The organism is Leptospira kobayashii (assembly GCF_003114835.2).
GTDB classification, from domain to species: Bacteria; Spirochaetota; Leptospiria; order Leptospirales; family Leptospiraceae; genus Leptospira_A; species Leptospira_A kobayashii.
Genome location: NZ_AP025028.1, coordinates 1,840,181 through 1,855,243, shown reverse-complemented (window position 1 = coordinate 1,855,243; position 15,063 = coordinate 1,840,181). Strand labels below are relative to the sequence as shown.

The 15,063-nt window shown below is 42.2% G+C and carries 12 protein-coding genes; 6 read left to right on the top strand and 6 right to left on the bottom strand.

Going from position 1 to position 15,063, the window contains the following annotated elements; genetic code table 11:
• Nucleotides 1–86: 86 nt before the first annotated feature.
• The 6 genes from DI077_RS08100 to nirB all read right to left on the bottom strand — a co-directional run bounded on the left by DI077_RS08100 (nt 87) and on the right by nirB (nt 7,496).
• Nucleotides 87–1,448, bottom strand: a complete 1,362-nt coding sequence (locus tag DI077_RS08100) for an MFS transporter (RefSeq protein ID WP_174705625.1) — start codon at nt 1,446–1,448, stop codon at nt 87–89.
• Nucleotides 1,449–1,665: 217 nt separating this feature from the next.
• Nucleotides 1,666–2,859 (bottom strand): molybdopterin molybdotransferase MoeA, encoded by a 1,194-nt coding sequence (locus tag DI077_RS08095; RefSeq protein WP_109019655.1) that lies wholly within the window; start codon nt 2,857–2,859, stop codon nt 1,666–1,668.
• Nucleotides 2,856–3,770, bottom strand: coding sequence for a bifunctional molybdenum cofactor biosynthesis protein MoaC/MoaB (gene moaCB, locus DI077_RS08090; protein ID WP_109019654.1), 915 nt, complete (start codon nt 3,768–3,770; stop codon nt 2,856–2,858). Before moaCB ends, DI077_RS08095 begins: the two co-directional genes overlap by 4 nt.
• Before the next feature lie 9 nt (nt 3,771–3,779).
• On the bottom strand, nt 3,780–4,571 hold the full coding sequence (cobA, locus tag DI077_RS08085; protein ID WP_109019653.1) for a uroporphyrinogen-III C-methyltransferase: 792 nt from the start codon (nt 4,569–4,571) through the stop codon (nt 3,780–3,782).
• Nucleotides 4,572–4,577: 6 nt separating this feature from the next.
• Nucleotides 4,578–4,958 (bottom strand): nitrite reductase small subunit NirD, encoded by a 381-nt coding sequence (nirD, locus tag DI077_RS08080; protein WP_109019652.1) that lies wholly within the window; start codon nt 4,956–4,958, stop codon nt 4,578–4,580.
• A 15-nt stretch (nt 4,959–4,973) separates the two neighbouring features.
• Nucleotides 4,974–7,496 carry a nitrite reductase large subunit NirB gene (nirB, locus tag DI077_RS08075; RefSeq protein WP_109019651.1) on the bottom strand — a complete coding sequence of 841 codons (2,523 nt, stop codon included), beginning with the start codon at nt 7,494–7,496 and terminating at the stop codon, nt 4,974–4,976.
• A gap of 423 nt (nt 7,497–7,919) precedes the next feature.
• Between nirB and DI077_RS08070 the strand changes: the two genes are divergently transcribed.
• From DI077_RS08070 to DI077_RS08045, 6 genes are all read left to right on the top strand, one after another.
• Nucleotides 7,920–11,426 (top strand): nitrate reductase, encoded by a 3,507-nt coding sequence (locus DI077_RS08070; RefSeq protein WP_109019962.1) that lies wholly within the window; start codon nt 7,920–7,922, stop codon nt 11,424–11,426.
• Between the two features lie 152 nt (nt 11,427–11,578).
• Nucleotides 11,579–11,863, top strand: a complete 285-nt coding sequence (locus DI077_RS08065; protein WP_109019650.1) for an LIC10816 family protein — start codon at nt 11,579–11,581, stop codon at nt 11,861–11,863.
• Nucleotides 11,864–12,204: 341 nt separating this feature from the next.
• Nucleotides 12,205–13,644, top strand: a complete 1,440-nt coding sequence (ccoN, locus tag DI077_RS08060; protein ID WP_109019649.1) for a cytochrome-c oxidase, cbb3-type subunit I — start codon at nt 12,205–12,207, stop codon at nt 13,642–13,644.
• Entirely contained in the window at nt 13,641–14,330 is a 690-nt protein-coding gene (ccoO, locus tag DI077_RS08055) for a cytochrome-c oxidase, cbb3-type subunit II (protein WP_109019648.1), read from the top strand. Before ccoN ends, ccoO begins: the two co-directional genes overlap by 4 nt.
• An 11-nt stretch (nt 14,331–14,341) precedes the next feature.
• A complete protein-coding gene (locus DI077_RS08050) occupies nt 14,342–14,488 on the top strand; it encodes a CcoQ/FixQ family Cbb3-type cytochrome c oxidase assembly chaperone (protein ID WP_109019647.1) in 147 nt (48 codons plus the stop codon).
• Between the two features lies 1 nt (nt 14,489).
• Nucleotides 14,490–15,023 carry a cbb3-type cytochrome c oxidase N-terminal domain-containing protein gene (locus tag DI077_RS08045; RefSeq protein ID WP_109019646.1) on the top strand — a complete coding sequence of 178 codons (534 nt, stop codon included), beginning with the start codon at nt 14,490–14,492 and terminating at the stop codon, nt 15,021–15,023.
• Nucleotides 15,024–15,063 lie beyond the last annotated feature (40 nt).

The following is a 15,063-nucleotide window of genomic DNA, read 5'->3' as shown; positions in this document are numbered from 1 at the left end:
AGACAACGAATATCTTAGAAGCCAATTTGGATTATGACAAGAGGAAATTCATCCTCTTGTCAAATTCTTTAGGAAGAAAGGGGCTTTTAAGTTGCCGCCACGAAAGAAGGTTCTTTTTCATTTTGTTTGGGTGGTAAAATCCGATCCAATTCATCACCTACTTCTTTTTCTTCTTCATGAGAGAACCGGATGAGTAAGGTAAAAAACGCCGCCACGGATACGGTCAGACCTATGATCAGAAGTGCATTTTGATAACTCAAATCTCCTCTGAATAAAAATCCTGCGGAAACTGCACCTGCATTTCCACCCGCCCCTACGATTCCGGAAACAGCACCGATCGCTTTTTTATTGATAAAAGGAACGACTGAGAATGTTGCTCCTTCCGACATTTGCACGAACAGACTGAAGATAATCATGGAAGAAATCGCAAGTATAAGAGTGTTCATCTGAGAAAATAGGATCAAACAAAGGCCTTCACCCGCAAGCACCATCGACAACCAAACAACTCTTCCGCGAAGACCCCATTTGATTCCGAAACGATCCCCGAAAGCTCCTCCCAATGTTCTTGCAAATAAATTCATAAGTCCGAAAAGACCTGCAATGAGTCCTGCAGTAGCAGGTTCTAACTTAAACTGATCCACATAGTACAAGGCTGCAATATTATTGATGGTAAGTTCTATACCGAAACAAGCTCCGTAAGCCAGAAACAAAAACCATACCCGAACATCTTTCATTACCAAAAGAAAATTGCTTAATGAATTTTTTTTAGCACCATGGAAGGTAGGATATGCTTCTTTGATATCTTTGAAATTTCCGCCGGGAGTGTCTTGGGTTCCGAAATAATAAATAATCCCCATACAGAAGAGTGCAATTCCGGGAACGATCATTGCCAATCGCCAGGAAACACCTGTTGTAAATCCGAAAGCCACAAAGAATCCGAATATAATCGGCATTACCATCTGAGTCACACCACCTCCCAGATTTCCCCAACCTGCTGTAGTTGCATTTGCGGTTCCGATGATATTCGGTGCAAACATAACAGATGTATGGTACTGAGTGATTACGAAAGAAGCTCCTATGGCACCGATCGCCAGACGGAGTAGTAAGAAAGACAGATAACTATCCGCAAAGCCGATCGACATTACAGGAATGGATCCAAGTGTTAATAAAAAAGTATAAGCGATACGAGGCCCGATTTTATCGCAAAGCCAGCCGATAAACAATCTCATAAAGATCGTGATGGCGACGGAGGCGATGATGATGTTTCCTATTTGCGCTTTTGTAAGAGAAAGTTCTTCGCGAACATACACCATAAGTGGAGCGATCCCGAACCATCCGAAAAAACAAAGAAAAAAGGCAATCCATGTAAGATGGAAAGTTCTCATCTGCGGAGTAGCGAGACTGAATAAGTCGATTTTGGTAGCTTTTGAATGAGGTGTAATAGTCACGAGATAATCTCTCCCTTTGCTATTAAACTGTGCAAAAAGCGTACCAATGAAGTAAAATTAGGAATGCTTGAAAATGCCTTTAAAACGACCTTTCAGCCTAATAAGCAGGTCAAGAAATTATACAAAAGTAATTCCAGATGCAAATTGATTAGAAAAAGGTAGGAGTGTTTAGATTTTGTGCAATCTGAAGCGAAACGAAGCTGATTTTTCTCAATTCTTACCAAGGTAAAAATTCGATCCAATCCCCATCTTGGATCTGTTCCGAATCCGCTGGATGAACTGCCAACCCATTTGAAGACAACCCTGCCCGGATATCTCCGCTTCCGTTAAAGGATACTGCGGACAGATAAGTCTTATCTTTTGTCTCCAAACGAACTGGAAAGAATTCCGTAAGAGATCCCTTTTTGTTTCTAGCCCCCAGAATAGGCAACCGCATAGCAGGAATTTGTTTCTGACCCATACTGGCCCGAAGGAAAGGTTCCAAAAAAATGCGACTGCAAATTTGAACACTGAAAGGATTTCCCGGCATTCCGAACACGATCGTATTTCCGCGTTTTCCAAACCAAATGGGTTTGCCTGGTTTGATCCCCACCTTATGAAAAACAAGCTCAACACCTAATTTCTGCAATACGGAAGGAACAAGATCCATACTTCCCATGGAAACACCTCCCGATAAAATCAAAATATCGGATTCAAGTCCTTTTGAGATCGCTTCCGTTAATAAGGATTCTTCATCAGGGATATTTTTTACGGATTCGGGAACGATTTTGTATTTGGAAAGAATCGAGGAAATCGTATAGGAATTGGAATCCCTAATCTGCCAATCCAAAGGAGTTCTATCGATGGGTACTATCTCATTCCCTGTGGAGATAATTTGAATCTTGGGAAGTGTTACAACGGAGACTAGGTTTTTTCCAAGAGAAGCAAGAATGGAAATTTCGGAAGTACCCAGAGTATGCCCCGGAAACAATATACTATCTCCCTTATGCAAATCTTCTCCTTTCCTCGCAATGTTCTGCCATGGTCTTACATTCTTTAAGGAAAAGGAAACCTGTTTGTTCCCCCGGTCATCTTCCGAAAGAAGGGAATCTTCTATCTTGATCACAACATCCAAACCGAGGGGAACAGGTGCACCCGTCATAATCCGAATCGCCTCTTCCCCTTTTTCCAACAGGAAATTACTTCCCGCAGGTAACTCCCGATTGTAATGATAGATTTTATTCTCAGAGAATTCCGAAGAGGATATGGCAAAGCCATCCATAGCAGATCTGTTAAACGGTGGGTAATCTCTGTCCGCCCGGATTTCTTCCGCAAGAATTCTTCCGTCGGAAAGTTTCAAAGGAATGGATTCGAAAGTATGGTTTTTTGAGAAAGAAAGTATTTTGGCAAGTCCTTCCGAATAAGAAATCAATGTCCTTCCCCTCTCATCATTTTTTTTGCATGGAATATCGCCGGTAAAATGGCAATCATACTTTCTTTGGCTCCATTCGTACTTCCCGGAACGGAAACAACCAACGTCTTGCCGATTCTTCCCCCGACGGAACGTGATAACATGGCAAAAGGAGTTCGGTCCTGTCCGAAGGATCGCATAACTTCTGCAATGCCTGGAATTTCCTGATCCAATAACGACTTCACGGTATCAGTGGTATTGTCTCTAGGACCGAGCCCTGTTCCTCCTGTAGTGACGATGAGATCCATTTTCTCTTCGCACCAGTGCAAGATGACTTTGCGAATTTCTTCCGGTTCATCGGGAACGATTTTAAGTTCTACAACTTCCACCCCTTGTTCCAAAAGTAATTCGCCGATCGCCTTTCCCGAACCGTCTTCCTTTTTTCCCGCATAACAAGAATCAGAACAAACAAGTATGCTCGCTCGTGCTCCTGCGGCAAATTTTGCAATTTGAGAATCGGATTTGCCACCCTTCTTTTCCAAAAGGCGAATGGAAGATATTTCCAAACCCTTATCGATCGGTTTCAGCAAATCATAAATCACCAGAGCGGCTACAGTGACACCGGTAAGTGCCTCCATTTCAATTCCTGTTTTGCCGATGGACTTGGCTTGGGTAAGGATACGGATCGCATTCTTATCTTCTAAAATTTCGAAGTTTATGGAAAAAAAATCAATGGGGACCGGATGGCAATGAGGGATAAGTTCCGAAGTTTTTTTGGAACCGAGAAGTGCTGCTGCTTTTGCTACTCCGAACAAATCTCCTTTGGGAAGATTGTTCCCTTTGACCCTAAGGATCGTTTCTCTGCTGCAATGTACAAAACCTTCCGCTTCTGCAAAACGAAGGCTTGTTTTTTTTCCTGTGATATCATTCATCCCTATCCCTTATAAGGTTTGGGGAATCTCTGAGAAGCTATTTTTCAATTTTTCCATTTCGGAATAAAACCCTACGATCTCTCCAATCACAAGCAAAGCAGGAGACCTTACCTGATTTTCTTCTACAATCGTTTGGATGTTTTCCAGATTGCCGGTAAATACTCTTTCCGAACTCAGCGTAGCGTTTTGAATGATTGCAATTTTTGTCGTTTCCGAATTTCCGGATTCCAAAAGTTCCGAGACGATCGTATCCAAAGAATTCAAACCCATATAGACTACCAATGTTTTGCCGACACAGTTCAGGTTTCGAAAACTATCCGTATTCGCTCCGTCCTTCTTATGGCCGGAAAGAAATAAAATCTCTCTTGCATAATCCCTATGAGTCAATGGAAAACCGAGTGAAGATGCAACCCCGGATGCAGTGGTAATTCCTGCGATGATTTCACATTGGATTCCGTTTGCAAGTAAGGAAGAATATTCCTCTCCCACTCTTCCGAATACGGAAGGATCTCCTCCCTTCAAACGGGCAACTATCTTGTGTTCGGTTGCTGCCTGAAACAAGCGGGAATTGATGTCTTCCTGCAAACAACTATGTTGCCCCAATCTTTTACCTACGTAAACAAGTTCCGCTTTCTTTCTACAAACACCTAAAATCCTGGGAGAAACCAAATCGTCATAGAACACAATGTCCGCTTTTCGTAAGATTTTCAATGCTTTGACAGTAAGCAGTTCCGGATCTCCCGGACCTGCTCCTACCAAATATACCGTACCGGCTTTGTTTGTATTCTTTGCGGAGATCATATAATCTTAACTTGCTTTATCTACGTTCTTCGATACGGGGAAATCCAATTCCAGGTAGACCGACCCATTTTCAATTAACACCGGATAAGTTCTCACTTTGTAATTTTCTCCACTCAGACATTCTCCGCTCGTGAGAGAAAAGTTTCTTTTGTGAAGAGGACAAACCACCTTAGGTTCTCCTCCCGCATCACCCAGAAATCCTCTAGCTAATACCATATCTCCCGTATGAGGGCATGCATTATCGCATGCATACCATTCGTTTCTGGATTCAAAGAAGAAAATCGCTACTTGTCTATCTCCAACTTTTGCAGAAACCCCGCCCTCCGCCGAAAAATCGGAAACAGGACCTATAAAAAATTTAAATTTTTCCTTAACGGTTGATGACATATTTATATTTATCTCCTACTTAGTTTGCACCAGATCTTTTTCCGCCCAATCCACAGGTCGGATCTGGCCTCTTTCTTCGATGAACTTGATATTGGAATCCGTTTCGGAGCTGTTAACGAAATGTTTGAATTTCTTTTGTTTTTCAGGATCTTCCACTACATCCTTCCACTCGCAAAGATAAGTGCCCACAAGTTGATTCATCTCTTCTTCCAACTGGGAATTGATCCCCAAACGGTCGTTAATTACAACATCCTTGAGGTAATCGATTCCTCCTTCCAGTTGTTCCAACCAAGTGGAAGTTCTCATCAGTTTGTCAGCGGTTCTGATATAATACATCATATAACGGTCGATATATTTAATACAAGTGGCTTCATCCAGATCTTCAGCAAATAGGAGTGCATGTTTCGGATTTACCCCTCCGTTTCCGCCGATATAAAGATTCCATCCCCTTTCGGTTGCTATGATTCCGAAATCCTTACCGCGTGCTTCCGCACATTCCCGGATACATCCGGATACCCCGCACTTCAACTTATGAGGTGCGCGGATTCCTCTGTATCTTTCTTCCAACTTGATGGCAAATGAAGTACTATCCTGAACTCCGAATCTACACCAAGTGGAACCAACACAACTTTTTACGGTTCGCATTGCTTTACCGTAAGCGTGTCCGCTTTCAAAACCATAATCCAACAAATCCTTCCAAATAGAAGGAAGTTGATCGATCCTGGCACCTAACAAATCAATTCGCTGGCCTCCGGTGATCTTACAATAGAGGTTGTATTTTTTAGCAACATCTCCTATGGCAATGAGTTTGTCCGGAGTGATCTCTCCTCCCGGAATCCTAGGAACAACGGAATACGTTCCCCCTCTTTGGATATTGGCCAGATATTTATCATTGGTATCCTGGATCTCTCTGTGTTTTAAAATCGGTTCGTTCCAGATACTGGCAATGATGGAAGCCACTGCGGGCTTGCAAACTTCACATCCGTTTCCACGTCCCACTTCCCGGATCACATCCGGAAATGTTTTCAAAGATTTCACTTTCACAACTTGAAAGAGTTCTTTGCGGGAATATTTAAAATGCTCACAGAGATGTTCCGTAACCACTTTGCCTTGCGTTTTCAACTCTGTTTTCAGAATCGAATTCACTTGAGGCAAACAACCACCGCAACCGGAACCCGCCTTGGAACAGTTTTTCAAGCTGGCAATATCGTAACATTCCTTGTCTCTGATGGCGGATAAAATATCTCCTTTGGAAACATTATTGCAGGAACAGATTTTGGCTTCATCGGGAAGAGAATCCGCTCCGAAAAGATTTTCCGAAGAGACGGAACCTACGATGAGTGTTTCAGGTTCTTCCGGAAGCTCCATTTTGTTTAAGTAAAAAGACAATAGATTGCCGTATGCTTTCGCATCTCCGACAAGAATTCCACCTAACAGGTATTTACCATCACTGGAGATAACTAATTTTTTATAAACGCCGCTTCTTGGATTTTTGAATACGATAGGAATATGTTCCGACCCGCCCAGTGCATCCCCGAAAGAAGCCACTTCCACTCCGATCAATTTCAATTTGGTGGATAGATCGGATCCTACATAAGTTTTGGGTTTGCTTCCCGGACTACATAGATTGAATGCCAACGTGTCCGCCATTTCGTATCCGGGAGCAACCAGTCCGTAAATAAAATTGCGATGAAGTGCAACTTCTCCGATGGCATATACTCCGTAGACATTGGTTCCCATGCCGTCGTCGACTATGATTCCACCTTTTTCTCCGACAAGAATTCCGGATTGTTTCGCCAATTCATCTCTCGGTCGGATTCCCGCAGAGACAATCAACATATCGAATGTTAGGCTGCCTCCGTCTTTGAATTCGAATCCTTCTATTTTTTCATCACCCAAAACTTTTTCGGTTTGTTTGTTTAAATGGATCTCCACTCCTATCTCTTCGATTTTGGATTTTAAGATGGAAGCTCCCCCTTCATCCAATTGTCTGGGCATAAGTCTCGGAGCAAATTCCACAACATGGGTTTCTTTCCCCAGGTCAACAAGTGCTTTTGCTGCTTCAAGCCCCAAGAGTCCGCCTCCTAGAACAGCAGCTTTCTTTATTTTTTTACTGTATTCCAGTGTTTGTTCCAAGTCTTCGATGGTTCTATATACGAAGACTCCCTCTTTATCCAATCCTTCGAGAGGAGGAACAAAAGGAGAAGATCCGGTTGCAAAAATCAATTCATCGAATAAAAGTTCGGTTCCTAAATTGGTGACGAGTTTTCTTCCTACCGTATCGATCGATACGGCAGGTTCAGATAACAAAAGTTTAATTCCGTTGGTGCGATACCAATCAGGAGTACAAAGATAAAGTGAGTCAGCGGATTTATCCGTAAAGTATTCCGACAAGTGGACACGATCGTAAGCTCGTCTTGGCTCTTCCCCAAGTACTGTGATTTCAAATTTATCAGTTCCACCGAATTCCACCAATTTTTCGCAGAAACGGTGACCCACCATACCATTCCCAATGACAATTAACTTACGTTTGTTCATTTTGCATCTCCACTAAGAATTCTTAGTTGTTTGGAAAAGAAGTTATACTTCTATCCTTCCTACAATATGCACGAAGTGTACCTAACTCAGGCAAATAGTTCAAAAATAAAACTATCAGAGGACGGAAACTGCGTAAATAGGCGAAAACATCCCAAATAAAGGGTATTTTGCTTAAAAAATTAATAAAATCGATCCATTCATTGGCTATAGGAAAAGGTTGGTATAGAAGGAGAATGTTTGCAAGAAAGCTCACTTATAGCAATTTTTAATAAATTTGCTTAATATGTAAGCAGATTCCATGATAAAAAGAAAGCGCGTTTGTCTTTTTATCCGCTCCCCGGACAAATTAGATTCATTTTACTATGGGAATAAGCATTTTTACCAATATTTCAGCAATTGGCATAGTTATTGCTGATCATTTGTGTGCTTACGACAGAAACACATCCATCTACTTGCTCCTACTGCGGTGTAGGTTGCGGGGTAATAATACATAAAACCGGCCCGAACGAAATTTCCATTGAAGGGGATAAAGATCATCCTGCAAACAAAGGTCTACTTTGTTCGAAAGGTATGAACCTGCATTACACTGTAATGGATAAAACAGATAGGATCCTTTATCCTTCCGTCAGAAAATCCAGAGACCTTCCCCTGACACGTGCAAGTTGGGACCAAGCACTGGATACGATTGCCGACAAATTTAAAAAAATCATCCAAACACATGGACCGGATTCGGTAGGTTTTTATGTATCGGGACAACTATTAACGGAAGAATATTATATTATAAACAAATTAATCAAAGGTTTTATCGGAAGCAATAACATAGATACAAACTCAAGGTTATGTATGAGTTCCGCAGTTGTGGGCTACAAAATGGCTTTGGGAGAAGACAGTGTTCCCATATCTTATGAAGACATAGAGCTTGCGGATTGTTTTCTGATTGCCGGGGCAAATCCTGCATGGTGTCATCCCATTCTATTCAGAAGGATCGAAGCTCATAAAAAAAACAACCCTGATGTGAAGATCATAGTGGTAGATCCGAGAAGAACGGACTCTTGTGAAGAAGCGGATTTGCATCTTCAAATCAATCCTGGTACGGATATTTATTTATTTCATGCAATTGCAAGAATACTCATCGAAAACAATTGGATAGACCAAAATTTCATCGACTTACACACGGAAGGTTATGAAGAGCTGAAAGCCTCCATTTTAAGTTATGATCTGCAATCCTCCGCTGCCATTTGCGGAATCGAAGCAAAAGATATATATCTCGCTGCCGAATACATTGGAAAATCCAAAGGATTTTTATCTCTATGGGCGATGGGCTTGAACCAAAGTGTAATCGGTGTTAATAAAAACTTGGCGCTACTCAACCTTTCTCTGCTTACGGGAAAAATCGGCAAACCGGGGTCAGGTCCCTTTTCTCTCACAGGCCAACCGAATGCGATGGGAGGAAGAGAAGTAGGAGGTTTGTGCAATCTGCTTCCCGCACACAGAGACTTAGGCAACCCGGCACACAGACAGGAAGTCGCTGACTTTTGGGGAGTGAATGAACTGCAAAGTAAACCCGGGTTCAGTGCGGTAGAAATGTTTGAAAATCTTCGTTCCGGAAAGATGAAAGCAGTTTGGATCATATGTACAAATCCTACAACAAGTATGCCCGATGCGAAGATGGTAGAGCTAGGATTACGTTCTGCGGAACTGGTTGTGGTTCAGGATATTTCCCAAAATTCAAGCGCCATTCCTTATGCGGATGTAGTTCTGCCTGCGGCAGGTTGGGCGGAAAAACAAGGAACCATGACCAACTCCGACAGAAGGATCACCTATCTGACTCAAGTGATCGATCCTCCCGGTGAGGCGTTGGCCGATACATGGATCATTCAAAAATTTGCGGAAAAGATGGGATACTCCTCCTCTTTCGCCTACAAAACGGAAGAAGATGTATTCCTGGAACATTGCAGACTGACAAAAGGAACCAAAATCGATATCAGCGGTTTGGATTATTCCATCTTGAAAGAAAGCCGTTCCGTTCAATGGCCTTATCCTTACAAAGGCCACGGGGGCACTCCCCGATTGTTTTCGGACAATGTATTCTATAGACCGAATGGCAAAGCCAAAATTTCCAATGTTTCCCAGGAAGATACCTCGGAAAAAACCACGGAAGAATATCCATTCCTTCTTACCACAGGCAGGATTCGAGACCAATGGCATACCATGACCAGAACCGGAAAAGTTCGTAAACTCATGGAACACAAATCGGAACCTTATTTGGAAATCCATCCGAACGATGCAAAACGATGTTCGATAGAAGACAATTCCATTGTAGAGATTTCCAATCAAAGAGGACTTGTCCGGGCAAAAGCAAAGATCACGGAATCAATCAAACAAGGTACAGTCTTTTTGCCGATGCACTGGGGTAAAAAAAACAAAAACGACGAATCCAGAGCAAACAACCTAACAAGCTCCAGCTTCGATCCTTATTCAAAACAACCAGGTTTTAAAATTTCCGCAGTTCAAGTCAAAACTTACGTAAAAGAAAAGGAAAAAATAATCATCATAGGAGGAGGAAATAGTACACATGCATTTATCAAACATTACAAAATACTTGCGCCTGACGATGATATCACAGTCATCTGCAAGGAAGAAAATCCTCTTTATAATAGAATACTTCTTCCCGACTTTATCAGCGGAGAAAAGGAATTTCATGAACTTTCGAGTGCGGATTCGGAAGAAGTGCAGTCATGGAATATAGATCTTCATACATCCACTTCCGTTACTGAAATTTTACCCGAGGCGAAAAAGGTAAGAGATTCTCATGGAGTTTTACATTCTTATAATAAACTAATACTTGCTACGGGAAGTTCACCTCAGATTCCAAAATACATCTCACCGGGCATGGTGGGTGTATTCAGCTTAAGGGCAAAGTCGGACGCGGATAAGATCAAAGGTTTTTTTGTACCAGACTCTCATGCTTTGATCGTAGGGGGAGGACTACTCGGATTGGAACTTGCTGCGGCACTCAAATCTCTTGGAGTGAAAGTGACAGTGCTTGTTCGAACGGACCGGTTGATGTCCAAACAACTGGATAAGATGGCTGCAGAGATTCTAAAGGAAGAAATTGAAAAAAGAGATATAGAAATTCTATTCAATTCGGAAATTGCAAAAGTCAACGGATTCGGAAGAGTCACCCATGTGGAATTGAAGGATGGAAAAAAAATATCTCCGGACGGAATCGTATATGCAATGGGAACAAGCCCCAATATCTTTTTGGCAAACGGACTTGGACTGGATCTGGGAGAAGGAATCAAAGTAAACGAATTTCTACAAACAAAAGACCCGGACATTTATGCGATCGGAGAAGTAGCAGAACATGCAAGCGGAGTTTACGGAACCGTGCTTGCTGCAGAAGAACAATCGGAAGTAGCAGCATGGCATATATTCGGTTATAAATTCAAAACCTACTCGGGATCATTGCATTCCAATTTATTGAAAATTCCTGGTCTTGAACTTGTATCTCTTCGCCTTCCCAATATTCCTTTTGAAAATCTTACGGATGAATATGAAGAAGTGGTCTTTTTAGATAGAAAAAGAAGACGTTATAAAAAATGCATCATCAAGGGAGACAAATTAGTTGCGGCGATTCTCATCGGGGACAAGGCGGAATTTGTAGAATACAAATCTCTTATTTCCACAGGTACGGAGTTAGGTGACAAAAGAAACAAACTTCTCGCTGGCACGACCAATGCCAAACCGCCGAAAGGTGCCCTGGTCTGTTCTTGTAACAGCGTAGGAAAAGGAAACATCGAAGAAGAAATCGCAAAAGGAGTCACCACCCTGGAAGGAATCATTTCCGCTACAGGTGCTGGCAGCGGATGCGGAAGTTGCCGACCGGAAGTTTCTAAAATCCTTAAAGAAGGAAAGAATCGGGACTGATCGCTGTGCGGTAATCGATTTGGATTGACTGCAAAACCTGTATTTTCAAATCCTGCCAAACTAATGACATAAATTTGCTATTTTTGTACTTTTTCTGCGAACTTTTTAACACAGACCTCCCGTCTAATGTACAAAAGAGGAGGTGACCAAAAATGAATGCTATAACGATTTTTGCGTTAGCTTTGTTAGCGGTTCCTGTTTTTGCTCGATTTGCAAAAGTATCGAAAGAGGCGATAGTCCACTATCATCTGATAGGGCTTGGCGGTTTGTTTATGCTAGTGGGAGAAGCCACTAGAATTACGGCGGATAAAATAGCGCCGATCGCATTCCTGCTCCCAGCGATAGATGTCGTCACAGCGATACTGGCATACGCAGGTGTTGTCTTTGGAACGGTTTGGTTAGCACTACACTATATCAAACATCCCAAAGAAATATAAAACCTTTACATAGGTGAAAATGAAGTAGGTAGAAATTTTCTACCTACTTTTTTATGTACGGATCATTTCCAAAACGAATCCAAAAATAAAACCCGATTATTTTAAAATACTTTCCACCACAAAACAAGCGATTATAGGAATAAAGATTCTAATTCTCAAATAGAATTATGGAAAGAGGTATATCATTTTATTTCAGTCATTTACTAACACAATTTTATCTCTTCACAAGTTTGATATATATCATAATAATCCAAGCCGGATTCCCGACACGATTTCTTGCTTTCTCTCATCTAATCTTTTGGATGGAGACATCCTTCTAGGAAATACCGGAGAAACCGAGAATGAGTTCACTCGAACAGAAATATAACGATGGAATCGTAAAAGGATTCTTACTCTCTGCTTTAGTATGGGGCGTAGCTTCCATGTTAGTAGGAGTTTGGATCGCTTTTCAAATGGTATATCCCGAATTAAACTTCGGGCCCTATTTTACATTCGGAAGGCTTCGGCCATTACACACCAATGCGGCAATCTTCGGATTTGCCTTAAGTATTATCTTTGCTACAGGTTACCATACTGTTCAAAGACTGTGTCGTGTCAGAATCTGGAGCGATAAACTTGCAAAAATCCATTTCGTTCTTTATAACATAACGATCGCACTTGCTGCTATCACACTTCCGCTTGGAATGAGCCAATCGAAAGAATATGCGGAACTAGAATGGCCTTTGGATCTTTTAATTGTTGTTTGGTTTGTAATTTTCATCATAAACTATTTTGCAACAATCTTTACCAGACAGGAAAAACAACTTTATGCGGCCATTTGGTTCTATATAGCATCATGGGTAACGATCCCCATTCTGTTTATAGTGAACAACCTATCGGTTCCTGTGAGTTTCTTGAAATCCTACTCCGTTTTTTCGGGAGTATATGATGCCAATATCCAATGGTGGTACGGACACAACGCAGTCGCGTTCGTTTTGACTACGCCGTTTTTGGGACTAATGTACTATTATCTCCCGAAACATATCAAACAACCGATCTACAGTCATAGATTGTCCATCATTCATTTCTGGAGTTTGATCTTTCTTTATATCTGGGCGGGCCCTCACCACCTACTTTACTCCCCTCTTCCCGATTGGCTGCAAACAACAGGCGTCGTTTTCAGTGTGATGCTTTGGATGCCTTCCTGGGGAGGAATGTTAAACGGATTTCTTACTTTAACCCAAGCAAAAGAAAAAATCAAAACGGATGCCACCTTAAAAATGTTACTCGTTGGAATTACATTTTACGGTATGTCTACCTTTGAAGGTCCATTACTTGCGATTCGTGCGATCAGTGCACTTGGTCACAACACGGATTGGATCGTAGGACATGTCCACGGAGGAACACTCGGTTGGGTAGGAATGATGTCCTTCGCAGTGTTATACTACCTTGTTCCCAGAATATGGAATACAAATCTTTATTCCGAAAAGCTTGCGAACATTCACTTTTGGATCGCTACACTGGGAATCCTACTCTACATCGTTTCCATGTGGGTTTCCGGAATCACGGAAGGTTCCATGTGGAGAGCTGTCGATGAAACGGGAGCATTGAAGTATCCTAACTGGGTTCAGATCACCGAGACCTTAAAACCGTACAGATTGTTCAGGGGGATCGGAGGAACAATGTATTTTGCGGGATTGATCATCATGATTTATAACCTAGCGAAGACGATGTCAACATCCGGTTCAGGTTTTAAAGAAATAGATCTGAGAGTTGGATTGAAAGAGGAGAACGCAGCATGAATTGGTTCGACAGATTATTGGATTGGTTTTCCGGGTTTACGGACCAATGGGAAAAGAACGGAGTCAAATTCACTCTCTATACTATGATCGCGATTCTGATCGGAGGAATTTTCGAACTCGTTCCTCCTTTCTTTCTCTCCAAAACAGCGGAGCCGATCACCGGAATCAAACCTTATAATGCGCTGGAACTCGCAGGCAGGGATATTTATCAAAAGGAAGGATGTAGCAACTGTCATACGCAAATGGTTCGTCCTTTCAAATGGGAAGTGGATCGTTTCGATCCGCAAGGCAGTTACGGAAAAGACGGTTACTCCAAAGCGGGGGAATTCATATACGACCATCCTTTTCTTTGGGGTTCCAAAAGAACGGGACCGGATTTAGCGCACGAGTCTCAGATCCAACCTTCCGCTGCATGGCATAAAACCCATTTGATCAATCCTAGAGATACTGCGAAAGGATCTGTCATGCCGGCCTACCCTTGGCTCTTTCTGGAATCGGCAAAATTGGATCCTGCCCAGATAGCAGATCATATGCGGGGACTTCGGAAAGTAGGAGTTCCTTATACGGATGCCGATATTGCTTCGGTACAATCTCTGGTACTGGGAAAAACGGAAGGAGACGCGCTCATTGCTTACCTTCTTAAATTGGGGAAAGACACTGCAGCACTTTCCAAGGGATTGCAATAAGGTAAGAGCGAATGGACATGGATACTTTGCAAATTTATAAAGCATTGCGGCTCCCCATTATGATGATTGCAATTTTCATCATCGCTCTTTATGTATATCGCCGCTCACGCAAAGAACGGATAGAAGAACCCAAATATCGTATGTTAGAGGAAGATTGATATGAGTGACCCGAATAAAGAATTCGACGGTATAAAACAGGGAGAGAACCCTCTTCCCGCATGGTGGAAATGGGTATTTTTAGGTTCAATCATTTTCGGGATTTTATATCCGATCTATTTTCACGGCTTTTCCGATTGGGGAACAACCGAATATTATTCCGCGCAAGTGAAAGAATACACGGAACTATTTCCTAACAAAAACGTTGCCATTCAATCACAAGACGGCTCCAATCCGATGCGTGGAAATGCAAATGCAATCGCTTCCGGCCAAACCACATTCCAAACCTACTGTGTTGCCTGTCATGGACCAACTGGTGAAGGTTTGGTGGGACCGAATCTTATGGATAAGGAATGGTTACATGGAAATACAGATGCACAACTGTATGAGAACGTAATGAAAGGAATCCCTTTTGAAAGAACGAAACTGGGGAGAGGTCCAATGCCTCCTCACGAAATGAGTCTTGGATCCGAAAAAGTCTACCAAGTATTGGCTTGGCTTGCTTCTCGCAACCTCGAGATAAAGCCGACCAAGTGAAAACGGAACCGGGGATTGTTTCCGAAAAGGTAAAATTATA